Here is a 23,565-nt window from a genome sequence, read left to right as displayed (position 1 = left end):
ATGTTAAGGTTCAAAAATAATAACAAAAAATGATAACTTTGCATAAATATAAAACTTTAAATGACAAAAAAAATAGTTAGTAACGACGATTTGTTGGCAAATATCATTAAGGGAATAGAAGATGTTAAAGGTGCCGATATTGATATACTTGATTTAAGAGAAATTGAAAACACAGTTTGCGATTACTTTATCATTTGTAACGGAAACTCAAATACTCAAGTTGTTGCAATTTCAAATTCCATTCAAAAAGCAGTTTCAAAAGAATTACATGAAAAACCTTGGCATGTTGAGGGTACTGAAAATGCAGAATGGGTTCTTATGGACTATGTAAACATTGTAGTTCATGTTTTCCAAAAACACGTTAGAGAATTTTACAACATTGAAAGTTTATGGGGCGATGCAAAGATTACCTCAATTAACACCAATTATTAAGAAATATGTCAAATAATAAAAATAATAACTCCAAATTTAAACTATCTCCTTGGCTATTTTATGGCTTATTCATAGGGATGTTTTTATTAATATCAATTTTTAGTGGCGGCGGACTTGATTTTAGTAATCCAAGACCAGCATCGCTTTCTAAATTTTATCAATATTTAGATTCTAACCAAGTTGCAAAAGTTACTTTTACAAACACAAAAGCAAATATTTTCTTAAAAGAAAAAGCTTTAGAATCTAAAACGCACGAAAAAGTAAGCAAAGACGTTTTTGGTAAACCAAATATCAAAGGGCCTCAATACTATACCGAAATTGGTAACATAGAATTATTTCAAAAAACCCTAGAAGAAGCTAGAACTAAAGGTCTTTTAAATGACTATGAAAAAGAACCTGACAGCATGTGGGGAGAATTACTTTCTATTTTATTACCTTTCTTATTGCTAGGTGCTTTTTGGTTATTTATGATGAGAAGAATGTCTGGCAATTCTGGTGGCGGAGGCGGACAAATTTTTAGCATTGGAAAATCTAAAGCTAAACTATTTGACGAAAAGAATGATATTAAAGTAACTTTTGAAAATGTTGCAGGACTTGAAGGCGCAAAAGAAGAAATTCAAGAAATTGTTGAATTCTTAAAAACTCCTGAAAAATATACTTCAATTGGTGGTAAAATTCCAAAGGGTGCTTTATTAGTTGGACCTCCTGGAACAGGAAAAACATTATTAGCTAAAGCAGTTGCGGGTGAAGCTAAAGTTCCTTTCTTTTCATTATCTGGTTCAGATTTTGTTGAAATGTTTGTAGGTGTTGGTGCTTCACGTGTTCGTGATTTATTTAAACAAGCAAAAGAAAAATCTCCATCAATTATCTTCATTGACGAAATTGACGCTGTTGGTAGAGCTCGTGGTAAAAACAATTTTACTGGTGCAAATGATGAAAGAGAAAACACATTAAACCAATTATTAACAGAAATGGACGGTTTCGGTTCTAATTCTAATGTAATTGTTTTAGCAGCTACAAACCGTGCTGATGTTTTAGATAAAGCCTTACTTCGTCCGGGAAGATTTGATCGTCAAATTTATGTTGATTTACCAGATATTAGAGAACGTAAAGAAATATTTGAAGTTCACTTAAAACCTATCAAAAAAGCTGAAGAACTTGATACTGAATTTTTAGCAAAACAAACACCAGGTTTCTCTGGGGCAGATATTGCAAATGTTTGTAATGAAGCGGCATTAATTGCTGCTAGAAAGGGTAAAAAAGCAGTTGAAAAACAAGATTTCTTAGATGCTGTTGATAGAATTATTGGTGGATTAGAAAAGAAAAATAAAATTGTAACCCCAGAGGAAAAAAGAGCGATTGCAATTCACGAAGCTGGTCATGCCACTGTAAGTTGGATGCTTGAGCATGCTGCTCCGCTTGTAAAAGTAACTATTGTTCCTCGCGGGCAAAGTTTAGGAGCTGCTTGGTATTTACCTGAAGAGCGTTTAATTGTTCGTCCAGAACAAATGCTAGACGAAATGTGTGCTACTATGGGTGGTCGTGCTGCTGAAAAAGTAATTTTCGATAAAATTTCAACAGGAGCATTAAGCGATTTAGAAAAAGTTACAAAACAAGCTCGTGCAATGGTAACCATTTACGGTTTAAATGACAAATTAGGTAATATAACTTATTACGATTCATCAGGTCAAAATGAATACAATTTCTCTAAACCATATTCTGAAGAAACAGCTCAAATTATCGATTTTGAAATTTCAAAATTAATTGAAGGTCAATATCAAAGAGCAATTAATATTCTTCAAGAAAACAAAGACAAATTAGTTGAATTAGCAGATATTTTAATTGAAAGAGAAGTAATATTCAAAGACGATTTGGAAGACATTTTTGGAAAAAGACCTTTCGATAAAGGAGAGGTAAAATTGGTAGAAAAAGAACAAAAAGAATCTACTCAATTAAATGAAAATCCAAACGTAGAAAACGAATAAGTTTTAAAAACAAAAACCCTTTATAAAAATCTTAGTTCTTTTTATCTTTTGAACTAAGATTTTTTTATCTTTGACAATTATATAGCGAAAAATTGTATTTTTTTTAATGAGTCTATTCAGGAAAATTTTCGGCAGCACAAATGATTCTTCAAAAAGCGAAAAAGACAAGGAGGAAAAAAGCCCTTTCACTCCAGAAGTCAAACTTCCTATAGATGAAATGTTTACCCATAATTTCAAATCAAACGGTGGAAAGTTTATTTATTGTGAATCCTTAGAAGAGGTTTCTGAAAACTTTCTAAATATACTTGAAGAGAATGATTGGTTTGAATCTGAAGCCATCTGCTATGACAGCAGATTAATTTATTTATTAGACGAAAATAAAATTAATCATCAAAACACAAAAGATCCAAAATTCATGCTTTCTTCATGCGAAAATTTAATTGCTGATGAAGGTTCAATTTTATTTTCTTCAAATCAATTTCGCCACTTTAAACCAAATGATTTACCTACAAACATGGTAGTTTTTGGCACAACAAGTCAACTTGTTGGAACAAAAAGCGATGGTTTACGTTATATTAAGAATAGATACGACAAAGAATATCCTTCAAATATTACAACTATAAAATACTTTGAAGAAGTAAAGGAGCAAGATTTTTTACATTACGGAAGTTGTCATAAAAATCTTTGTTTACTTTTACTAGAAGACCTATAAAATGAACGAAACCCTAAAACGAGCAATTTCGGGTGCGGTTTATATTGTTCTACTTCTAAGCTGCATATTATTTTCAAAAGAAAGTTTTTACATTCTTTTTGGGTGCTTTTTATTAATTGCTAGCTTCGAATTTTCTAAATTAGTCTTTATAAATAAATGGGTTGCTATAACTATTTCTATCTTAGTGTATGGATTTTTTTATAATCCAAAATTTGATAAAATATTAGATCCGTTAATCACAGGCTTCACAATAGCTGTTTCCATATTTTTAATCGGTTTTTTATTCAACACTAAAATTCAAAAGTTAAGCAATTATTCTAGATATTTAGTTTTATTTGGCTATATTATTTTCCCTTTTGTTTTACTAACTAAAATTCCTTTGGGAATAAATGGTTACAATCCAAAAATTTTAATTACTATATTTGTATTAATATGGACAAATGATACTTTCGCATATTTAGTAGGAAAAAACTTTGGAAAACATAAATTGTTACCCAGTATTTCTCCTAAAAAAACGGTAGAAGGATTTGTTGGAGGAATGTTTTTTGCCGTAGTAGCGAGTTATTTTATGGCAAAATATTTTATAGGTACAAAACTATTTTATTATTGGATTGTTATTGCGATTATAGTTAGTATTTTTAGTACGCTTGGTGATTTAATTGAATCGAAATTTAAACGAGTTGCCAATGTTAAAGATAGTGGTAACATTATGCCGGGTCACGGAGGTATTTTAGACCGATTAGATAGTATTATATTTGTTGTACCTTTTATATATTTGTTTTATTTAATTTTAAATTATGTTTCATAAAGAAGGAGCCAAACTAATTTTCATTACATTATTACTTGTAGTTGGAATTATTTTTTTAAGCGATGCATTTATTAGCATTGAATGGTTAAAAAACAGCTTAATAGTTTTAGCTGTGTTGTTTTTAATTATTGTTTTACAATTCTTTAGAAACCCAAAAAGAGAAGTAGATAATAGCGACAACCATATATTAGCTCCTGTTGATGGAAAAGTAGTTGTAATTGAAGAAGTTTTTGAACCTGAATATTTTAAAGATAAAAGATTAATGGTTTCTATCTTTATGTCGCCTATAAATGTTCACGTAACACGTTATCCGGTAAATGGAGTTGTAAAATACAGCAAATATCATCCTGGAAAATATTTAGTTGCTTGGCATCCAAAAGCAAGTGAAGAAAACGAAAGAACTACAATTGTAGTTAATAATAGAATTTATGGCGAAATAATGTATCGTCAAATCGCCGGAGCTTTAGCAAAAAGAATTGTAAACTATGCTGAAGAAGGTATGCGAGTGGTTCAAGGTAAAGATGCAGGATTTATAAAATTTGGTTCTCGTGTAGATATTTATTTACCTGTTGGAACTCCTGTTGAAGTAGTTTTAGGACAAAAAGCAATTGGTGCAAAAACTGTTATTTGTAAAAAATAATGAGTGAAAAAGATTTAGATACTCTTTTTGATGAAGCATTTGAAAATGCTTATCTAATTCCAAAGGAATCGGTACCTCAAAATGTACAATTGGTTCTTTATGGGTTATATAAACATGCAACTTCTGGGAGAATTAGTAATAATTCTAGCAGTTCACATCAAGACGAGACTGGAGAAGATTTAAGAAATGCATTTAAACTAAACGCGTTAATGCAGGTTAAAAATCTTACAGTTGATGAAGCTAAACAAAATTACATCGACATCATTAACAATTTAATGAAAGAAAGAAATTTGTTGTAATTAGATAACAAATTTTGATTACTACTAAATATATTGGCGAAATACATTTGACCAATTGTCAATAAATAAAAAGAACAGATGAAAAAATTAATTTTGTCTTTAACAACTTTTTTATTACTTCTAATTTCTTGTAAACAAGACAATAATTTAGTTGAAGTTCAAATTCCTGAACCGGAAGAACCTGTTAGTACTTTATTTACAAATCCTAGTGAATATAAAGCCTCTGGAACTCCGTTTAAACTTTTTGAAATAACTTATAAGTTTGATGATTTTTCAGATTGTATTGAAGGGAAAACATTAGAAAATCATTATTCAAAAGTCTATTTAAACTTCGCGAATAACTTAAATAATTTGGTTACCGAAAAACGAATAAGCGATTGGAAAGTCTCTCAAATTTGTCGTGAAACAAATCCTGAGGAGAAACAATTACTTCATGTCGCTGGCGGATTTTACAATCATACTTTATTTTTTGAAAACTTAACCAAAGAGAAATTAACTCCCTCTGATACATTACAAGTTGCTATAAATAGAGACTTTGGTTCATTTGAAAATTTCAAAAACGACTTTACTTCAAAAGCTGAAAGTTCAATAGGTTCAAATTGGGTTTGGCTAATTTTAGATAAAGATCATAAACTTCAAAATGTATTGACTAAAAATGAAGAGAATCCCTTAATGAAGACTGCTGAAATAAAGGGTACTCCTCTACTTTGCTTAGATTTATGGGAGCATGCTTATTTAACGAATAATAAAATTGGTAAAAAAGCTTATATTGAGAATTTCTTTAATTATATAGATTGGAAGAAAATCTCAACAAAATATGAAGACTTACTTATAAAATAAAAAATCCCGATTTCTCGGGATTTTTTTATGTTTTAATTATTCAAACTCTTGAAGTGTCTTAGTAATAATTGAAATACAATCCATCAACTGCTCTTCATTCATTACTAAAGGCGGAGCAAAACGAATAATATTTCCGTGAGTTGGTTTAGCTAACAAACCATTTTCTGCTAATCTCATACATATATTCCAAGCGGTTTCACTTTCTTCTGTATCGTTGATAACAATAGCATTTAGTAATCCTTTTCCACGAACTAAAGAGCAAATGTTACTCATTGAAATATACTTGTCTAATTCATAACGGAAAATTTCTCCTAAACGTTCTGCATTTTCAGCTAATTTCTCATCTTTAACAACTTCTAAAGCTGCAATTGCCACAGCTGCTGCAACTGGATTTCCTCCAAAAGTTGAACCGTGCTGACCTGGTTTAATCACATTCATAATAGCATTATTTGCTAAAACTGCTGAAACTGGATAAACTCCACCTGATAAAGCTTTTCCTAAGATTAAAACATCTGGTTGAACATTCTCATGATGAACAGCTAATAATTTTCCTGTTCTAGCAACACCAGTTTGAACTTCATCTGCGATAAACAATACATTATGTTTTTCACATAATGCTTTCGCTTTTGCTAAATAACCTTCGCTTGGAACATAAACTCCAGCTTCACCTTGAATAGGTTCTACTAAAAATCCTGCAATATTAGGCGACGAACTAATAGCTTTTTCTAAAGCATCAATATCATCATAAGCTATTTTAATAAATCCAGCAGTATAAGGTCCAAAATTCTTACGTGCATTCTCATCGTTAGAAAAGGAAATAATTGTCGTAGTTCTTCCATGGAAATTGTTTTCACAAACTATAATTTGTGCTTCATTTTCATGAAAACCTTTTTCTCGTAAGCCCATTTTCTACAGATTTTTAAAGCTGTTTCCACTGCTTCAGCACCTGTATTCATCGGCAATACTTTGTCGAATCCAAAATATTTAGTCACAAATTCTTCGTAAACACCTAATTTGTCGTTATAAAAAGCTCGTGAAGTTAAAGTTAATGTTTGCGCTTGTTGCATCATGGCACCAACAATTTTGGGGTGACAATGACCTTGATTAACTGCAGAATAAGCCGAAAGAAAATCATAATATTTTTTCCCTTCAACATCCCAAACGTAAACTCCTTCCCCTCTATTTAAAACCACTGGTAGTGGATGATAATTATGTGCTCCATATTTATCTTCTAAGGCAATTGCTTCAGCAGAACTTAATTTTTCTAAAACTGACATTTTTATAATTTTTAAACTTAAAAATTTACGATTCCTTCTTAGTTTGGCGAGAAATCAACCTAAAATTTATCAAAAATACAAAATACTTATACTAACAAGAAAAGGATTTTAATTTTTTTGACGAAATATTTCTAACATTGCTGTTACTGAGTTCCAATTACGAATGGTAGCTGTAACATTTAATTTCTTTTCAATATACTTTTGATCTAATCTTGTTTTTCCTGCTCCAATAGCATATTTAATGTAGATTCTACTTTTATCAATTGTAGCTTCATCTGGTTTAAACTGACTTATTTTTAAATCGTTTATAGCACTTCCTTGCAATTCTTTGGAGATAAATGCTACATATAGCTTTTTGGTTTCGCAATCTCTTTCATTTAAATAAGAATTATTTGCAAAACAAGCTTCTAATTCTTCTTTAGAAATCACAACTACAGGAACCTCTAGACCTAATTCTTTAAAAATTTCTTGCTTAATTTTAAAACCTACACTTGCACCATTTTCTTCTTCTGAATCTATAAAAACATTACCAGATTGAATGTAGGTTTGCACATTTTGAAAACCAGCATTTTCTAATACAGATTTTAAAACATCCATTTTTATCATGTTGTGTCCCGAAACGTTGATTCCGCGAAGTAAAGCCAAGTGAGTCTTCATCTATTAAATTTGCTATAAAAGTAAAAAATAGTATCAAATACACCTAACAATTCTTATTTTTGCCTTATGGGAAGAAAAAGAACAGAACGTATAGTTTTTGAAAATATTGAAGTATTAGATGCTGGTGCTAAAGGCGTTTCAGTAGCTAAAGCACCTGATGGAAAAGTAATCTTTTTACCAAATGTTGTTCCAGGTGATGTGGTTGATGTTCAAACTACAAAAAAGAGAAAAGCGTATTACGAAGGAAAAGCAACAAAAATTCATTCGTTTTCAAAAGATAGAATAGAACCAATTTGCGAACATTTTGGAGTTTGCGGTGGTTGTAAATGGCAAAATATGAAATATGAAAGCCAATTATTTTACAAAAATCAAGAAGTTCAAAATAATCTAAAACGAATTGGTAAAATTGAATTACCAGAATTTGAACCAATTTTAGGCTCTGAAAAACAATTCTTCTATCGTAATAAAATGGAATTTGGTTTTTCAAACGCTCGTTGGATGACACATGATGAAATTTCAAGTGGAAAAGAATTTGAACACAAAAATGCATTAGGTTTTCATATTCCTAGAATGTGGGATAAAATTTTGGATATCGAAAAATGTCATTTACAACAAGATCCATCAAATGCAATTCGTAACGAAATAAAAGAGTTTGCTGTTAAAAATGGTCTAGATTTTTACGATGCACGCAACCAAGAAGGCTTTCTAAGAACTTTAATGATTCGTACAGCTTCAACTGGTGAAATTATGGTTCTTATTCAGTTTTTTAAAGAAAATAAAACTAATCGAGAACTGCTTTTAAACTTTGTTTCGGAACGTTTTCCTGAAATTACATCGTTACTTTATGTTATTAATAGTAAAGGAAATGATACTTTATATGATCAAGACATAAAATTATTTAAAGGGCGTGAATATATCTTAGAAGAAATGGAAGGTTTACATTTTAGTATAAATGCAAAATCTTTCTATCAAACCAATTCTGACCAAGCTTACGAGTTATACAAAATTACACGTGATTTTGCAGGTTTAACTGGAGAAGAATTAGTTTATGATTTATACACTGGAACCGGAACAATTGCGCAATTCGTTTCTAAAAAAGCGAAAAAAGTAATTGGTGTTGAAGCTGTTCCTGAAGCTATTGAAGATGCAAAAGCAAATGCCGAACGCAATAACATTACAAATTGTGATTTCTTTGTAGGTGATATGAAAAACGTTTTTAATGACGAATTTATCTCAACTCATGGACAACCAGATGTAATTATTACCGATCCACCGCGTGATGGAATGCATAAAGATGTGGTAGAAATGTTATTAAAAACTAATGTTCCTAGAATCGTTTATGTAAGTTGTAATAGTGCAACACAAGCTAGAGATTTAGCCTTAATGAATGAAAAATATAAAGTAATAAGAGTTCGACCAGTAGATATGTTTCCACAAACGCATCATGTTGAAAATGTTGTACTTTTAGAAAAAAGATAAAGATGAAAAGGTTTAGTATTACATTATTATTAATTGTTTTTGCAATTTCATTTTGGAATTGTGAAAAGGATGATATTTGTGCAGAAGGAACTATTACGACTCCACAGTTGGTTATTGAATTCTATGATGCAACAGATCAAACACAATTAAAAAATGTTACCAATTTATTAGTTGTTGCTGATGGTTATACATCTGGTTTTTCTTACAGTGGTGTTAATCAAATCTTATTTCCCTTAAAAACAACTGATGATACAACAACATTGCAGTTTATACAAAATGGTACTACTACAGATACAGCAGATGATAACATTGATAGGATAACATTTAATTACACAAGAGAAAATATTTACATTTCTCGCGCTTGTGGCTACAAAACAAATTTTACTTTAAACAATTTAGATGGTGTTCAAATTGAGACAGATGCTGATAATTGGTTGAGTACATCCGTTTTACCTATTATTGAACAACCAGAAATTACAAATGAAAACGAAGTACATGTTAAAATATATTTTTAGTTTCTTAGCTGTTTTTATTGGTCTAAATTCTTTTAGTCAAGACACTACTAAAGTAGTTTATCCGCAACGTTACGGACTTAGAGTTGGTATTGACTTACATCGTTTATCAAAATCATTTTATGATGCTGATTATAAAGGATTAGAAGTTGTGGGAGATTATAGACTGACAAGAAAATTTTATATTGCTGGAGAATTAGGTAACGAAAACAAAACTGTAGACGACGATCGCTTTAACTTTACAACTAAAGGGACCTATTTTAAAGTTGGTTTTGATTATAATGCTTATGAAAACTGGTTGGATATGGAAAATATGTTATACGCCGGAATGCGTGTAGGTGTGAGTTCGTTTTCTCAAACATTAAATCATTACACCATATATGAACCAACAAATTATTATGGTGAAAACACTATTAATTCTGGTGAAAAATTTAATGGTTTAAATGCTTCTTGGATTGAAATAATTGGTGGTGTAAAAGCAGAATTATTCAGTAATTTATATTTAGGATTTTCAGTTCGATTAAATTATTTACTTTCCGAAAAAGAACCAAATAATTTTGCCAATCTTTATATTCCAGGTTTTAATAGAACTTACGAAGGAAAATTTGGAGCAGGTTTTAATTATACGTTGAGTTATTTTATTCCGATTTATAAGAAGAAATAGATAATGTACCGTCATCTTGGTAAAAATAGAACACTAAAACATAATATTAAAATTGCTGTAATTTTATCATTTGTTGCAGGAATTGTTAATATAGTGGGCTTTTTATCTATTCACCAATTAACCACAAATGTAACGGGACATTTTGCTTTGTTTATAAATGATATTGCAAATTTCAAAATTTGGGAAGGAACTGTTTATTTACTGTATATTTTTTTCTTCATATTAGGCTCATTCACCTCAAGTTTTTTTATTGAAAAGTATAAGAGTCGAAAAACAAATATTCTTCCTGTTTTAGTGCTTTTTGAAGCAGCTTTACTTGTCATTGTTACATTTCTATTTTACAAAATAAACAATAATCATTTCATAGCAGGTATTTTACTTTTTGCTATGGGATTTCAAAACTCGTATGTTTCAAAAATTTCGAATACTCTTGTTAGAACAACTCACCTGACTGGTTTATTTACTGATTTAGGGATTGACCTATCTCATCTTTTCTTTGCAGAACACATTCAAAATAGACCAAAATTATTAGCCTCAATAAAGTTAAGAATATATATAATTCTTTTTTTCTTTTTAGGTGGATTTAGTGGTGGATTCTTTTATTCAGAATTAAAATTAGGAATAAACACACTCATCTTGGCTGCCTCAATTTTGACTATTAGTGCTTTTTTTGACAGCCTTAAATATCGTTATATAAAATATTCAAGAAAATAAAAAACCCCGAAATAAATTTCGGGGTTTTTAGTATATAGAAAATTCTAAATCTCTAATTAAGATAAAGCTGCTTTTACTTGATCTGCTGCTTCTTGGAACTGAACTGCAGATAAAATTGGCATTCCAGAATTATCGATTAGTTCCTTAGCAATTTCTGCATTTGTACCTTGTAAACGAACAATAATAGGCACTTTAATTTCGTCACCCATGTTAGTATAAGCATCAACTACACCTTGAGCAACACGGTCACAACGAACGATACCACCAAAAATGTTAATTAAAATAGCTTTTACATTTGGATCTTTTAAGATAATACGGAAAGCTGTTTCTACACGCTTAGCATCAGCAGTACCTCCTACGTCTAAGAAGTTAGCTGGCTCAAAACCTGCATACTTAATTAAGTCCATAGTTGCCATTGCAAGACCTGCACCATTTACCATACATCCTACAGTACCATCTAAATCTACGTAGTTTAATCCTACTTCTTTAGCTTCAACTTCAATTGGATTTTCTTCACGAACATCACGCATTTCAGCTAAATCTTTATGACGGTATAATGCATTATCATCTAATACAACCTTAGCATCAACAGCTAAAATTTTATTATCTGAAGTTTTTAATACAGGATTAATTTCAAATAATGAAGCGTCAGCACCTACATAAGCTCTGTATAATGCATCAACAAATTTCACCATTTCTTTGAAAGCTTCACCTTCACATCCTAAGTTAAAAGCAATTCTTCTTGCTTGAAAACCTTGTAATCCTACAGAAGGATCAACCTCTTCAGTAAAGATTAAGTGTGGTGTATGTTCTGCTACTTCTTCAATATCCATACCTCCTTCAGTAGAGTACATAATCATGTTTCTACCTTTTCCACGGTTTAATAAAACCGACATATAGAACTCTTTTGTTTCAGTTTCACCTGGATAATATACATCCTCAGCAACTAAAACCTTATGAACTCTTTTTCCTTGAGGAGGAGTTTGAGGAGTAATTAAATCCATACCAATAATTTGACCAGCAATTTCTTTAACTTGATCTAAATTTTTAGCCAATTTAACTCCACCACCTTTTCCACGACCACCAGCGTGAATTTGTGCTTTAATTACATGCCAACCTGTACCCGTTTCGGCAGTTAATTGTTTTGCTTTATCTACAGCTTCTTCAGCATTGTTTGCTACATGCCCACGTTGTACACGCACTCCGTAACGTGATAATATTTCTTTACCTTGATATTCGTGTAAGTTCATAATTGTGTATGTTATTCGAAAATTTAAAGTGCCACAAAAATAGCAAACTAATTTTTAACACACTAACTTTTTTATCGTTAATTTGGGAAATTGATATACATTGATTTTTAAAATTGAATTAATTTTAAAAGCAGCTAAATCTAAAAATAAAACAAAAAAGACAAATAAATTTATTTTTTATAACATTTAGTGTAATTTTGTTTTATTTTGTTATTTTTTATGTAATCCAGAAAAAAATTCTTCTTTTTGCACAAAAATTAAAACCATGAATTCTCAAGAACTTTTAAACATTGTAGAAGAATTTGGCAGTCCTGTTTATGTTTACGATGCTGCAAAAATTGAATATCAATATCAAAGATTAACTAAAGTTTTCTCTAAAGTAGAACAATTTAAAGTTCACTATGCTGTTAAAGCGTTATCTAACATTTCTATTTTAAAGGTTTTAAAGCAATTAGGTTCTGGTTTAGACACCGTTTCTATTGAAGAAGTTCAACTTGGTTTACATGCAGGTTTTGAACCTAAAGAGATTATGTACACACCAAATGGTGTTTCTCTAGAAGAAATTGAAGCAGTTGCCGCACTTGGAGTACAGATTAATATTGATAACTTATCAATTTTAGAACAATTTGGAACTAAACATCCTAAAACACCAGTATGTGTGAGAATTAATCCACATGTTATGGCAGGAGGAAATGCAAATATATCAGTAGGACATATTGATAGCAAATTTGGTATTTCAATTCATCAATTGCCACATTTATTAAGAATTATTGAGAATACTAAAATGCATATTAATGGTATTCACATGCATACAGGTTCCGATATTTTAGATGTCGATGTATTCTTATATGCTGCAGAAATTTTATTTGAAACTGCTAAACATTTTTCGGAATTAGAATTTATTGATTTTGGTAGTGGATTTAAAGTTCCTTACAAAAAAGACGATATTGAAACCAATGTTGAAGAATTTGGTAAAAAGCTTACTAAAAGATTTTTAGCTTTTGAAAAAGAATATGGTCGACCATTAACTTTAGCTTTTGAACCTGGAAAATTTTTAGTAAGTGAAGCTGGTTTCTTTTTAGCAAAAGTTAATGTGGTGAAACAAACTACATCAACTGTATTTGCTGGAATTGACAGTGGATTTAATCATTTGATTAGACCGATGCTTTATGGTTCACAACATCATATTGAAAATATAAGTAATCCAAAAGGAAAGGAACGTTTTTATTCGGTAGTAGGATATATTTGTGAAACCGACACATTTGCTTCAAACAGAAGAATTACAGAAATAACAGAAGGTGATATTTTATGTTTCCGCAATGCTGGTGCTTACTGTTTTTCTATGTCATCAAATTATAATTCTAGAGTTCGCCCTGCCGAAGTTTTATGGTATAATGGAAAAGCTCATTTAATTAGACAACGTGAAACACTAAAGGACATTTTAAAAAATCAAATCGAGATTACTTTATAACATCTTAGGTTTATTTTCTGGTTTAATTTCAAGAAAATCAGGTTGTCTCAAAAGTCTGATTCAGTGTCATTCTGAACTTGTTTCAGAATCTTAACAATTAGATTTTCAATAATTTTAGAATCTGAAATTAATTCAGATTGACAAAATTATTGGCTTTGAGACAACCTCATTTTTTATTTTATAACTTCTTCTAAAACTTCTGCTTCAGTACTATTCGGAAACGTAATTCTTAGTTTTTGTGCTAATGTTGGCGCAATTTCAGTAATATAATGCTTTTTATGGCTTTCTCCTTTAGAAACATTCCATCCGTACCAAAGCATTGGAACATGAGTATCATAAGTATAAGGTGTTCCATGAGAAGTTCCTGTTGCAGAATATTCTATATATGCTGGTTTGAATACATAAACTAATTCTCCGTTTTGAACAGGATCATAACCTTTTGCAATCGCATTTAAATAATAATCGGCTCCAGAATTTTCTAAAATCTCTTCTTCTGAAAAAACACGTTTTATAAATTTTTGTTGGTATAAAAATGTTCTAAATTCTTCGATAACTTCTTCTAAAGACAAGTTTTGATCTGCAATCACTTTTTTATCTAAAAACAAGTTAAAATTTGAGTTGTTTAAAACTAAATCTACACCAAATTTTTCCTCAGAAAATTTATGCAATGAGTTGTCGAAATTCTTTGAAATAATATTATCTACATCATATTTGTTGTCTTTCAAATAGGTTACATTTTCTGCTCCCGCGTGATCAGCAGTTAGAAAAACTAAATAATTACCTTTTCCAACTTTTTTATCTAAATAGGTTAAAAAATCTGCAATAGATTCATCTAATCTAAGATAAGCATCTTGAAGTTCGATTGATCTTGGACCTAGAGCATGACCAATATAATCGGTTGAAGAAAAACTTACTGTTAAAAAATCGGTTATTGAATCACTTCCTAATTTTTCACTATCAATTGTTGTTTTAGCAAAATCAACAATTAAATTATTTCCAAAAGGTGTTGAACGTAAAATACCAGCATCATTATTTTCATACATTTCTTTTAAATTATAAGGAAAAAATGGCGCTTTTTTGAATAACTTTCCTTCATAAGGATTATTATCCGTTAAACTTTCGTTGTAAGTTTCTTTTGGTTTTAATAAATTCCATGTTGTGTTTGCATATTTTTCATAATGCTTTTCATTGTTAAACTGAGTTACCCATGAAGGCAAAGCAGTTCCATAATAGGTACTCGAAACAAAATTTCCTGTTTTACTGTACCAGAACGCCCAATTTGCAAAATGTCCCGCTGGTAAAATAGCACCTCTATCTTTTATACTAATTCCTATAACTTTTCCATTAAAATTTGTTGCCAATTTTAACTCATCGGTAATTGTAGTACTTTGAAGATTTTTAGGTGACATTTTACCTTCACTTTCAGTACCACCACCTAAAGTTGAAACCAACTCATCATCGGTACAATACATTTCTTTTTGAGTCGCCTTATTGTACCAATCGTTACCTACAATTCCATGTATTGCTGGCGTAGTTCCTGTATAAATAGAAGCATGTCCAGGAGCTGTAAATGTTGGCATATAATTGTAATGCATGTTATGGTATGTATATCCATCTCGCATTAAACGTTTAAAACCATTCTCTGAAAAATCGTTTGAAAATCGATATAAATACTCCATTTTCATTTGATCTACAACAATTCCTACTACTAATTTAGGTCTTTCTTGAGCTTTTGAAAAAGTAGAAATTATAAGCAAACTTGCTAAAAGGATTTTTTTCATGATGTTGTGTTACTTTTGTAAGAAGTCATAAATTTTGAACTTCTATTATTAAGAAATTACAAATTTACCTCATTATGCTTCTTTATTATAACTTTTAACTTTATTATTCTGTTACTTCTGTTATATCATAACAAAAAACAATATCAGTAAAATAAATATACATTTGTGTTTTGTTGCTTTGATCTTTTCTAACTAAAAAAGACACCTTAGCCGCTTCACCAAACTGGTTTTTACATAAGTACGAATTAATTTCATCAACATTCGTAACTTCTTTTGGCAAATTCTCTAAAATTCTATAATGCTGAATTTCTCGCGAATAAACAATGATTTTACTTTTATCAAAATCTAATACTATGTATAATTGAGTATCTAAAGGCTCAGACCATTTACCCCATTCATTATTACGGCCACCACGTTCTAAAACAGTTAATGATGTGGTTTTAAACTTAAATTGCTGCGCATAAAAAGTTGTCGATGACAACATAAATAAGGCAATTAATAATCGGAAAAACTTCATTTTATATCTTAAAAATCAAATGTTGATACTTCTTTTTTTGCAATTTCAAATTCAGAAATTACATTTTCAATAATTGTTTGTACGGGCAAAATATCGTGGATTACTCCAGCTATTTGTCCTATTTCTAATTCACCTTCAATTAAATCACCCTCAAACATTCCTCGTTTCGCTCTTGCTCTTCCTAACAGATTTTTTAAATCCTCAGGAGTTGGACATTGCGTATACAGTTCTTGAAGGTCATTAAAAAATTTATTTTTTATTAAACGAACAGGCGCCAATTCTTTCAATGTCAACATAGTATCACCTTCATTAGTTTCCACAATGGTTCTTTTAAATTCATCGTGAGCGCTTGATTCTGTTGAGGCTGCAAAACGACTTCCCATTTGAACTCCATCTGCACCTAAAGTCATCGCTGCCAACATTCCTCTTCCTGTAGCAATACCTCCAGCAGCAATTAAAGGAATACTAACTTGCTCTTTAACCATTGGTATTAAAGTTAAAGTTGTAGTCTCATCTCTACCATTATGTCCGCCTGCTTCAAAACCTTCAGCAACTATAGCATCTACGCCAGCTTCTTGAGCTTTTAATGCAAATTTTGTACTACTAACAACATGTACAACAGTTATGCCATTTTCTTTTAAAAATGGTGTCCATGTTTTAGGATTTCCTGCAGAAGTAAAGACTACTTTAACTCCTTCTTCTTTTATTATTTGCATAATTTCCTCGATGTTAGGATACAACATAGGAACATTTACACCAAAAGGCTTATCAGTAGCTTTTTTACATTTTTGAATATGCTCTCTTAAAACATCTGGATACATAGAACCCGCACCAATTAATCCTAAACCACCAGCATTACTAACTGCACTTGCCAATTTATATCCACTATTCCAAATCATCCCACCTTGAATTATGGGATATTTAATATTAAAAAGCTGGGTAATCCTATTCATTATTTTTTAATTAATTTTCCTTTTACTTGGTTTGCAACTTCATAAAAATATACTCCTGAATTTAAATTACTTAAATCGATAGAATTATTTTGAGATGAGATTTTTGTTGAAAAAATTTTTTGACCCAACTGGTTGTAAATTGAAAAATCTTCAACATTATTGTTTGACAAATATATAGTTAAAACATTTGTAAAAGGATTTGGATAAATTTTCACATCAGCATTATTTGTAAAATTTTCAGTTGTTAAAGTTAATGCTAATTGAAAATCGGGAACACCATAACCTTTATAAATATCTGGTGCCGTAAATTGATCTGCAGATTGTTTAACAAAATCGATAACTTGAGCTGCAGTTAAATTTGGTAACGCCGACCAAAAACTTGCAACTGAACCAGCTAAAATTGGACTCGAAAAAGAAGTACCACTAGCTGTAATTATAGTTCCTGAAGAATTACTTAAGGTTGCATTACTTCCGCGTGCCGCTACATCAGGTTTTACCCTACCATCTGCTGAAGGTCCAATTGAACTAAACGAAGAATAAGCTTCAGTACTTGTTACAGAACCAACTGTTAAAATATTACTTGCATCGGCAGGAATACCAATATGATATTCTCCTGATGAACTATTTCCTTCATTACCAGCACTCACTACACAAACAATTCCTTTTTGCATCGCAATACCAGCTCCTCTCGAAGCAAAACCTACTTGACCATCTCGCATAGCATATGTATAACTATAACCTGCATCGTCGTAAGCGCCATAACCTAAAGAAGAATTTACAACATCAACACCCAAACTATCTGCCATTTCTAAAGCTTCTACCCAATACGATTCTTCAACAGGATTTTCGGAACCTGTATAACTAGGATAATCAGTATCTTCTGTAATAAACAAATAATATTGTGCATCTGGTGCTGTTCCTACTAATTGGTTATCAACATAGCCTCCCATAGTAGATAACACCATAGTTCCATGCTGATTACGTGTGTAAAAATTATTATTTCGATCAGGAAAATTATATCCTCCTAAAATTAAATTATTATCTCTTAGTCTTTGAAATGGCGTTTGTGTATTTACTCCTGGAAAACCAGCATCAAGAATGGCAATAATTTTTCCTTGCCCCGTAAAGTTTTGTTGGTGCAACAAATGTGTGTTTAACATTTGCACTTGATTTGAAGAACCTCCGTAATTGTAATTTACTGCTATCTCAAATTTATCTTTTGTTTGACCAATTTTACTGGTCTCGTTTACAATATTTTCATTTGGATTTGAAATTCTTGTATTTAAAGAATGCCTCGCAAACTTTACTTGTGAAACAAAACCAAAAGCTGTTAGTGCTTGAATATTTGCTTGAGAACCTCTAACATGTAAAGCATTTAACCATTTTGATTTAGCCATAACTGTTATTCCAGTTGAAGCTGTTACTTGGTCGATATAATTTTGAGCAATTGGGACATCTGAATTTTCTAAAGATATTCCTTGATTTGACCTTCTATCAAGAGCTCTTTGCGATAGTATTTCTAAAGGATTACTCAAATAATACGCAGCATCGGGTTTATCTGTGAAATAAACCCAAGCATCTTCTTGAGAAAAAATATTTAACGAAAGAAATGCAAAAAACAGAACTAGTAAAGATTTTTTCATGTTTAAATGGTTAATTTTTATGGTCATAAAAATACAAAATTATTTTATCGTGAGATAAATAAAAACTGCATAAGCTAAAACCAATAAAACTCCTTCTTTAAATGCTAAATTATTTCGCTTATGTAAAAAAACCATTGGCAACAATATAAATGCAAAGCCTAACAACCAATAAATATCAAAATGAAGAATTTGATAATCAACATTTTCAATTGGTTTTATAATAGCTGTAAAACCTAAAACACTCAGAATATTGAAAATATTGGAACCTATAATATTACCTATAGAAATATCATTTTCATTTTTTAATGCTGCAATAACTGAAGAAGCCAACTCTGGAATACTTGTACCGATTGAAACTACAGTAATGGCAATAACTCTTTTACTTACTCCTATTTTTTCAGCTAAACTAACTGAACCATCAACTAGTAATTCTGAACCTAACCAAAGTGAAAATCCACCAACAAAAAGCAATAAAAATATCTTAAGATAAGACATGTTTTCCTCTTCTTGATTATCATTTTCAAGTGTAACTGTTTTGTTCTGCTTTATTAAATACAATATAAAAGCAACTAATAAAACAACAAAAAATATACCTTCGCTTCTACTTAAGACTCCATCAAATGCTAAAAAGAAAAAAAGTAGTAATGAAGCTAACATTTTCATAGGCCAATCGGTTCTATAAAAATTACTTTCCACTTGCATCGAATTAATTAGCAACACAATTCCTAAAACCAAACCTACATTACCAATATTTGAACCTACTACATTTCCAACAGCAATATCTGGAAAACCATCTAAAGCAGCTTTGACACTTACAATCATTTCTGGTGCTGAAGTTGCAAAAGAAACTACGGTTAACCCGACAATAATTTTAGAAATGTTTAATTTTTGAGATAAACCAACTGACGATTTTAAAAGCCAGTTTCCGCCTGCTACTAATAAAACTAAACCTCCAATTATATATAAAAAATTCATTATTTATGATATTACACCACTTCCTAAAATCTCATCGTTTACATGCCAAGAAACAAATTGTCCTTCAGTTATAGCAGATTGTGGTTCCTCAAATTCAACATATAAACCGTTTTCATATTGGTACAAAGTCGCTTTTTGTAAAGGCTGTCTGTATCGAATTCTAGCTTGTACCTCTAGAGTTTCATTTGGTTGTAAACGCAAATCTTCTCGAACCCAATGTACTTCTTCTGGTTTTACAAATAATGCTTTTTTAAACAAACCTGGATGATTACTTCCTTGACCTGTGTAAATAACATTTTTCTCAACATCAGTTTCAATAACATATAAACCTTCTTTGGTTCCACCTACATTTAAACCTTTACGTTGACCTTTAGTAAAATAATGCGCACCTTGATGTTTTCCTAAAACTTTAGATTTAACATCTGAATAATCAATATTTGCTGCTAAAAAAGCTAATTCTTGTTGTTTGGTTTCAAATGCAGGAACTTCTTGAAGATAAACTGGTTCTTCTGAAGAAATTTCAACAATATTTCCTTCTTTTGGTTGTAATTTTTGTTGTAAAAATTCAGGCAATCTTACTTTTCCAATAAAACATAGACCTTGAGAATCTTTCTTATCTGCAGTTATTAAATCTAATTTAGAAGCAATTTCTCTAACTTCTGGTTTTGTTAATTCGCCAATTGGAAATAAAGCTTTCGATAATTGTTCTTGCGATAATTGGCATAAAAAATACGATTGGTCTTTATTACCATCGATACCCGCTAATAGTTGATAAATTTCTTTGCCCTCTTTTTCAATTGTTCCTTTACGGCAATAATGTCCAGTTGCAACATAATCGGCGCCAAGAGACAAGGCAATTTTCATGAAAACATCGAACTTAATCTCTCTGTTACATAAAACATCGGGATTAGGTGTTCGACCTTTTTCATATTCATTGAACATATAATCTACTATACGTTCTTTATATTGTTCCGATAAATCTACAGTTTGAAAAGGAATTCCTAATTTTTCGGCTACTAATAATGCATCATTACTGTCTTCTAGCCACGGACATTCGTTTGAAATAGTCACAGAATCATCGTGCCAATTCTTCATAAAAAGACCTATTACTTCGTAACCTTGCTCTTTTAAAAGATAAGCGGCAACACTAGAATCTACTCCACCCGAAAGCCCTACTACTACTCTCTTCATTTATTTTTTCTCCTTATTTTCTACCTCTTTGGGGTTGTCCATTTTAAAATTTTTACCAGAAAACTTCTTAGCACTCTCTTTCTTAACTAACTTACCATTTTCGTAAGTTTCCCAAGTTCCTGATTTTTTATTGTTTTTATATTCTCCTTTAACTAAAACATTACCTTCACCATCATAATAAGCCACTTTACCATTTAAATTTCCATTTACAAAATTTGACTCTTCAATTAAATTTCCATTTTCGGCATATTTAATATATTTTCCTTCTAAAGAACCTGCTTTATAAAAAGATTTTTCAGCAATTTGACCATTCTTATAATATACATTTTTCTCACCGTTAAGTTTACCATTTTTGTAATTCTCTAAGTTCATTATTTTATCACTTTCAAAATGATAATATTTCCACAAACCTTCAGGTTTTTTGTTTACCAAATTACCTTCACTTACTTTAAACTTCTTAGTATCATAAAAAACTGTATAACAACTACCATCTCCTTGAGAAAAATCGCGAGTTGCCATTAAAGTATTTTCTTTATTATCAGCATAATACTTAAAAACACCTAATTCTTTACCATGATCAAAATTTCCTTCGTAACGTAACTTTTTTGTTTTTTCATGATAGCCTTTCCAAAGTCCGTGACGTTTTCCAGAACTATCCATTTGATTTTCTTGAGCATTTAATAAAAATGCCATTAAAACTAATACAAAAGTGAGCAGTCTATTAATATTATTTAACATTTGTTAAAGTATTTTTATTAAAATTAAATATTTGAAACATATGATATTAAACAAAACTTGTTGCTAAGTTAAAATTTGACACAATATTTTTTTTTGTTTAACGATTTCATAAATTTGTTTAAACAAAAAAAACAAACACTATGAAAAACACTGCAAAATTAATGAAATTAATGTTATGGGTAGCATTTCCATTAACAATGTTGTCATGTTCTGATGATGATTCAAATAACATGCCAGAAAACAACAGCATTGCTGCTATAGCTTCAAGAGCTCCACAATTTACAACTTTGGTAAGTGCGTTAGAAAAAGCTGATTTAGTAACCACTTTAGATGGTGAAGGTTCATTTACTGTATTTGCTCCAACAAACACTGCATTCTCAAACTTTTTAACAGCAAACGGATTTAATTCTTTAGATGATGTTCCAGTTGCTGTTTTGCGTGAAGTTCTTTTAAACCATGTAGTTTTAGGAACAAATTTATCTTCAAACTTAACTACAGGTTATGTAAAAACATTAGGCAAAGGATCTGCATCGGCAACTAATACTTTAAGTATGTACGTTAATGTTTCGTCTAATGTTATGCTTAATGGAGTTGCTACTGTGACAACTCCAGATATTGTGGCGGACAACGGTGTAATACATGAAGTAAATGCAGTAATAGGATTACCTACAATAGTAACCCACGCTCTTGCTAATTCAAATTTTACAACATTAGTAGCAGCTTTGACGAGAAATGATCAACCTGATTTTGTGGGAATATTATCAGGATCAGCTAATTCTCCTTTTACCGTTTTTGCTCCAACCAATAATGCATTTGGTGATTTATTAACCGAATTAAATGCAACATCTTTAGACGACATTAACCAAGCGACTTTAGAAAATACTTTGAAATATCATGTAGTTGCAGGGGCTAATGTTCTTTCAAGTGATTTGAGTAACAACATGACTGTTACTACTTTTCAAGGTCAAGATTTTACAATTACAACTACTGGAGGTGCTAAAATTACTGATGCAAATGATAGAATGAGTAATATTGTAGCAACTGATGTTCAATGTGCAAATGGTGTAATTCATGTAATTGACAAAGTAATATTACCACTTATAAACTAAATAAAAAGAAACCCTAACCTATATTATTTAATAAAAATTGCTGTAAAAACTCTATCCTTATCTTTGGATAGAGTTTTTTATTTACCTAATTCTCCAGATCTTTTTTCAGCAGCGAATATGCCATTTTTAATATTATTAAAGATATTGGTTTTATTAAAAATATTTAGCGCAGCTTCAGTAGTTCCTCCTTTTGAGGCAACTTTTTGAATCCATTCTTGATGCGATAGTGCACTTGTATTTTGAAGCTGAACTGCTCCAGAAAAAGTTTGGTTAACCAAAAAAGCAGCTTCAGAATTACTAAAACCTAAATCTATGGCGGCTTTTATCATAGCTTCCATGAAAAAATAAACATACGCAGGACCACTACCTGAAATTGCAGTGGCAGCATTTAGCATATTTTCATCTTCTACAGAAATTGACTTTCCTGTTGTGTTTATTAAATTTTGTATTACAAAAAGTTCTTTTCTATCTACTTCATTTGATGTACTAAAAACGGTCATACCTTGTCCAATTTGTGTTGGAATATTGGGCATAGAACGAACAACTTTTGTACAACTTAATTTGCTTTGAATACTTTCTATAGAAATTCCAGCCATTACTGACAAGACAATATGTACGTTTGTAATAAAACTAGCAATAGAATGAGATAAACTATTAAAATCTTGTGGTTTTACAGCAAGTATAACAATATCTACATCAAAAATATCTTTTCTTGGTTTTAAAAAGTAATTTTCTTTTGGTAACAAAAATTGTTTCTTTTTCTGAACTTCAGATCTATTTAAAACATAAATATTTTGAGGTTGTACAAAACCAGAACTCACAAAGCTATTTGCATAAGTTTGTCCCATATTTCCAAAACCAATGATTAGTACTTTCATATTATTTTAAAAAAATAGCCCTGCAATTTGCAGGGCTAAT

Annotated in this window: 23 protein-coding genes and 1 pseudogene; 13 read left to right on the top strand and 11 right to left on the bottom strand. The window is 30.6% G+C overall.

The features are described from left to right. Positions 1-60 precede the first annotated feature (60 nt). The 7 genes from rsfS to GCU34_RS02290 all read left to right on the top strand — a co-directional run bounded on the left by rsfS (position 61) and on the right by GCU34_RS02290 (position 5,716). Complete coding sequence (rsfS, locus tag GCU34_RS02320; protein WP_072785455.1) at positions 61-432, top strand: ribosome silencing factor; 372 nt, start codon at positions 61-63, stop codon at positions 430-432. Between the two features lie 5 nt (positions 433-437). Then, positions 438-2,417 carry an ATP-dependent zinc metalloprotease FtsH gene (gene ftsH, locus GCU34_RS02315; RefSeq protein WP_072785456.1) on the top strand — a complete coding sequence of 660 codons (1,980 nt, stop codon included), beginning with the start codon at positions 438-440 and terminating at the stop codon, positions 2,415-2,417. Positions 2,418-2,523: 106 nt separating this feature from the next. After that, the gene (locus GCU34_RS02310) at positions 2,524-3,129 is read left to right on the top strand and encodes a lactate utilization protein B/C (protein WP_072785458.1); all 606 of its coding nucleotides are present in this window, start codon (positions 2,524-2,526) and stop codon (positions 3,127-3,129) included. 1 nt (position 3,130) lies between these two features. Further along, positions 3,131-3,937, top strand: a complete 807-nt coding sequence (locus tag GCU34_RS02305; RefSeq protein WP_072785460.1) for a phosphatidate cytidylyltransferase — start codon at positions 3,131-3,133, stop codon at positions 3,935-3,937. After that, entirely contained in the window at positions 3,927-4,577 is a 651-nt protein-coding gene (locus GCU34_RS02300; RefSeq protein WP_072785462.1) for a phosphatidylserine decarboxylase family protein, read from the top strand. The genes GCU34_RS02305 and GCU34_RS02300 overlap by 11 nt, the downstream gene beginning before the upstream one ends. Further along, entirely contained in the window at positions 4,577-4,876 is a 300-nt protein-coding gene (locus GCU34_RS02295) for an acyl-CoA-binding protein (RefSeq protein WP_072785464.1), read from the top strand. The genes GCU34_RS02300 and GCU34_RS02295 overlap by 1 nt, the downstream gene beginning before the upstream one ends. A 78-nt stretch (positions 4,877-4,954) precedes the next feature. Then, positions 4,955-5,716 (top strand): superoxide dismutase, encoded by a 762-nt coding sequence (locus tag GCU34_RS02290; protein WP_072785466.1) that lies wholly within the window; start codon positions 4,955-4,957, stop codon positions 5,714-5,716. Positions 5,717-5,752: 36 nt separating this feature from the next. Here the strand turns inward: GCU34_RS02290 and rocD are convergent. Then, positions 5,753-6,993 (bottom strand): annotated as a pseudogene (gene rocD / locus GCU34_RS02285) (ornithine--oxo-acid transaminase). 108 nt (positions 6,994-7,101) lie between these two features. Further along, positions 7,102-7,650, bottom strand: a complete 549-nt coding sequence (locus GCU34_RS02280; RefSeq protein ID WP_072785470.1) for a DUF1697 domain-containing protein — start codon at positions 7,648-7,650, stop codon at positions 7,102-7,104. Between the two features lie 66 nt (positions 7,651-7,716). Between GCU34_RS02280 and rlmD the strand changes: the two genes are divergently transcribed. The 4 genes from rlmD to GCU34_RS02260 are packed head-to-tail and all read left to right on the top strand — an operon-like array spanning position 7,717 to position 11,019. Beyond that, a complete protein-coding gene (gene rlmD, locus GCU34_RS02275; RefSeq protein WP_072785472.1) occupies positions 7,717-9,129 on the top strand; it encodes a 23S rRNA (uracil(1939)-C(5))-methyltransferase RlmD in 1,413 nt (470 codons plus the stop codon). Positions 9,130-9,131: 2 nt separating this feature from the next. Continuing rightward, on the top strand, positions 9,132-9,644 hold the full coding sequence (locus tag GCU34_RS02270; RefSeq protein WP_072785474.1) for a DUF6452 family protein: 513 nt from the start codon (positions 9,132-9,134) through the stop codon (positions 9,642-9,644). Next, a complete protein-coding gene (locus GCU34_RS02265; protein ID WP_072785476.1) occupies positions 9,625-10,305 on the top strand; it encodes a DUF6048 family protein in 681 nt (226 codons plus the stop codon). Before GCU34_RS02270 ends, GCU34_RS02265 begins: the two co-directional genes overlap by 20 nt. A gap of 3 nt (positions 10,306-10,308) precedes the next feature. After that, complete coding sequence (locus GCU34_RS02260; protein WP_072785478.1) at positions 10,309-11,019, top strand: YoaK family protein; 711 nt, start codon at positions 10,309-10,311, stop codon at positions 11,017-11,019. 56 nt (positions 11,020-11,075) lie between these two features. Here the strand turns inward: GCU34_RS02260 and sucC are convergent, their stop codons facing one another. Beyond that, on the bottom strand, positions 11,076-12,269 hold the full coding sequence (sucC, locus tag GCU34_RS02255; protein WP_072785479.1) for an ADP-forming succinate--CoA ligase subunit beta: 1,194 nt from the start codon (positions 12,267-12,269) through the stop codon (positions 11,076-11,078). Between the two features lie 265 nt (positions 12,270-12,534). Between sucC and lysA the strand changes: the two genes are divergently transcribed. Then, positions 12,535-13,740, top strand: coding sequence for a diaminopimelate decarboxylase (lysA, locus tag GCU34_RS02250; protein ID WP_072785481.1), 1,206 nt, complete (start codon positions 12,535-12,537; stop codon positions 13,738-13,740). 173 nt (positions 13,741-13,913) lie between these two features. Here lysA and pafA read toward each other — a convergent pair whose 3' ends face one another. The 7 genes from pafA to GCU34_RS02215 all read right to left on the bottom strand — a co-directional run bounded on the left by pafA (position 13,914) and on the right by GCU34_RS02215 (position 21,538). Further along, entirely contained in the window at positions 13,914-15,521 is a 1,608-nt protein-coding gene (pafA, locus tag GCU34_RS02245; RefSeq protein WP_143146234.1) for an alkaline phosphatase PafA, read from the bottom strand. A 103-nt stretch (positions 15,522-15,624) separates the two neighbouring features. Continuing rightward, positions 15,625-16,038 (bottom strand): hypothetical protein, encoded by a 414-nt coding sequence (locus tag GCU34_RS02240; RefSeq protein ID WP_143146235.1) that lies wholly within the window; start codon positions 16,036-16,038, stop codon positions 15,625-15,627. A gap of 8 nt (positions 16,039-16,046) precedes the next feature. Beyond that, on the bottom strand, positions 16,047-16,991 hold the full coding sequence (locus tag GCU34_RS02235) for an NAD(P)H-dependent flavin oxidoreductase (protein WP_072785487.1): 945 nt from the start codon (positions 16,989-16,991) through the stop codon (positions 16,047-16,049). Continuing rightward, positions 16,991-18,634, bottom strand: coding sequence for a S8 family serine peptidase (locus GCU34_RS02230; protein WP_072785489.1), 1,644 nt, complete (start codon positions 18,632-18,634; stop codon positions 16,991-16,993). The genes GCU34_RS02235 and GCU34_RS02230 overlap by 1 nt, the downstream gene beginning before the upstream one ends. Before the next feature lie 39 nt (positions 18,635-18,673). Further along, positions 18,674-19,609 (bottom strand): calcium/sodium antiporter, encoded by a 936-nt coding sequence (locus GCU34_RS02225; protein ID WP_072785491.1) that lies wholly within the window; start codon positions 19,607-19,609, stop codon positions 18,674-18,676. 3 nt (positions 19,610-19,612) lie between these two features. Next, a complete protein-coding gene (gene mnmA / locus GCU34_RS02220; protein ID WP_072785493.1) occupies positions 19,613-20,800 on the bottom strand; it encodes a tRNA 2-thiouridine(34) synthase MnmA in 1,188 nt (395 codons plus the stop codon). Next, the gene (locus GCU34_RS02215) at positions 20,801-21,538 is read right to left on the bottom strand and encodes a toxin-antitoxin system YwqK family antitoxin (protein ID WP_072785495.1); all 738 of its coding nucleotides are present in this window, start codon (positions 21,536-21,538) and stop codon (positions 20,801-20,803) included. Positions 21,539-21,678: 140 nt separating this feature from the next. Between GCU34_RS02215 and GCU34_RS02210 the strand changes: the two genes are divergently transcribed. Then, positions 21,679-22,647, top strand: a complete 969-nt coding sequence (locus tag GCU34_RS02210; RefSeq protein WP_072785497.1) for a fasciclin domain-containing protein — start codon at positions 21,679-21,681, stop codon at positions 22,645-22,647. Positions 22,648-22,724: 77 nt separating this feature from the next. Here GCU34_RS02210 and proC read toward each other — a convergent pair whose 3' ends face one another. After that, on the bottom strand, positions 22,725-23,525 hold the full coding sequence (gene proC, locus GCU34_RS02205; protein ID WP_072785499.1) for a pyrroline-5-carboxylate reductase: 801 nt from the start codon (positions 23,523-23,525) through the stop codon (positions 22,725-22,727). Positions 23,526-23,565 lie beyond the last annotated feature (40 nt).

Origin of the sequence: Flavobacterium haoranii (assembly GCF_009363055.1) — a bacterium.
In the GTDB taxonomy this organism is placed as follows: domain Bacteria; phylum Bacteroidota; class Bacteroidia; order Flavobacteriales; family Flavobacteriaceae; genus Flavobacterium; species Flavobacterium haoranii.
The sequence above is the reverse complement of the archived record's forward strand: the minus strand, read 5'-3'. Positions and strand labels throughout refer to the sequence as shown.

Bases quoted from the DNA above. Each gene is read 5' to 3' on its own strand.
- rsfS (WP_072785455.1), top strand. From the start codon at position 61: ATGACAAAAAAAATAGTTAGTAACGACGATTTGTTGGCAAATATCATT.
- ftsH (WP_072785456.1), top strand. From the start codon at position 438: ATGTCAAATAATAAAAATAATAACTCCAAATTTAAACTATCTCCTTGG.
- GCU34_RS02310 (WP_072785458.1), top strand. From the start codon at position 2,524: ATGAGTCTATTCAGGAAAATTTTCGGCAGCACAAATGATTCTTCAAAA.
- GCU34_RS02305 (WP_072785460.1), top strand. From the start codon at position 3,131: ATGAACGAAACCCTAAAACGAGCAATTTCGGGTGCGGTTTATATTGTT.
- GCU34_RS02300 (WP_072785462.1), top strand. From the start codon at position 3,927: ATGTTTCATAAAGAAGGAGCCAAACTAATTTTCATTACATTATTACTT.
- GCU34_RS02295 (WP_072785464.1), top strand. From the start codon at position 4,577: ATGAGTGAAAAAGATTTAGATACTCTTTTTGATGAAGCATTTGAAAAT.
- GCU34_RS02290 (WP_072785466.1), top strand. From the start codon at position 4,955: ATGAAAAAATTAATTTTGTCTTTAACAACTTTTTTATTACTTCTAATT.
- GCU34_RS02280 (WP_072785470.1), bottom strand. From the start codon at position 7,650: ATGAAGACTCACTTGGCTTTACTTCGCGGAATCAACGTTTCGGGACAC.
- rlmD (WP_072785472.1), top strand. From the start codon at position 7,717: ATGGGAAGAAAAAGAACAGAACGTATAGTTTTTGAAAATATTGAAGTA.
- GCU34_RS02270 (WP_072785474.1), top strand. From the start codon at position 9,132: ATGAAAAGGTTTAGTATTACATTATTATTAATTGTTTTTGCAATTTCA.
- GCU34_RS02265 (WP_072785476.1), top strand. From the start codon at position 9,625: ATGTTAAAATATATTTTTAGTTTCTTAGCTGTTTTTATTGGTCTAAAT.
- GCU34_RS02260 (WP_072785478.1), top strand. From the start codon at position 10,309: ATGTACCGTCATCTTGGTAAAAATAGAACACTAAAACATAATATTAAA.
- sucC (WP_072785479.1), bottom strand. From the start codon at position 12,269: ATGAACTTACACGAATATCAAGGTAAAGAAATATTATCACGTTACGGA.
- lysA (WP_072785481.1), top strand. From the start codon at position 12,535: ATGAATTCTCAAGAACTTTTAAACATTGTAGAAGAATTTGGCAGTCCT.
- pafA (WP_143146234.1), bottom strand. From the start codon at position 15,521: ATGAAAAAAATCCTTTTAGCAAGTTTGCTTATAATTTCTACTTTTTCA.
- GCU34_RS02240 (WP_143146235.1), bottom strand. From the start codon at position 16,038: ATGAAGTTTTTCCGATTATTAATTGCCTTATTTATGTTGTCATCGACA.
- GCU34_RS02235 (WP_072785487.1), bottom strand. From the start codon at position 16,991: ATGAATAGGATTACCCAGCTTTTTAATATTAAATATCCCATAATTCAA.
- GCU34_RS02230 (WP_072785489.1), bottom strand. From the start codon at position 18,634: ATGAAAAAATCTTTACTAGTTCTGTTTTTTGCATTTCTTTCGTTAAAT.
- GCU34_RS02225 (WP_072785491.1), bottom strand. From the start codon at position 19,609: ATGAATTTTTTATATATAATTGGAGGTTTAGTTTTATTAGTAGCAGGC.
- mnmA (WP_072785493.1), bottom strand. From the start codon at position 20,800: ATGAAGAGAGTAGTAGTAGGGCTTTCGGGTGGAGTAGATTCTAGTGTT.
- GCU34_RS02215 (WP_072785495.1), bottom strand. From the start codon at position 21,538: ATGTTAAATAATATTAATAGACTGCTCACTTTTGTATTAGTTTTAATG.
- GCU34_RS02210 (WP_072785497.1), top strand. From the start codon at position 21,679: ATGAAAAACACTGCAAAATTAATGAAATTAATGTTATGGGTAGCATTT.
- proC (WP_072785499.1), bottom strand. From the start codon at position 23,525: ATGAAAGTACTAATCATTGGTTTTGGAAATATGGGACAAACTTATGCA.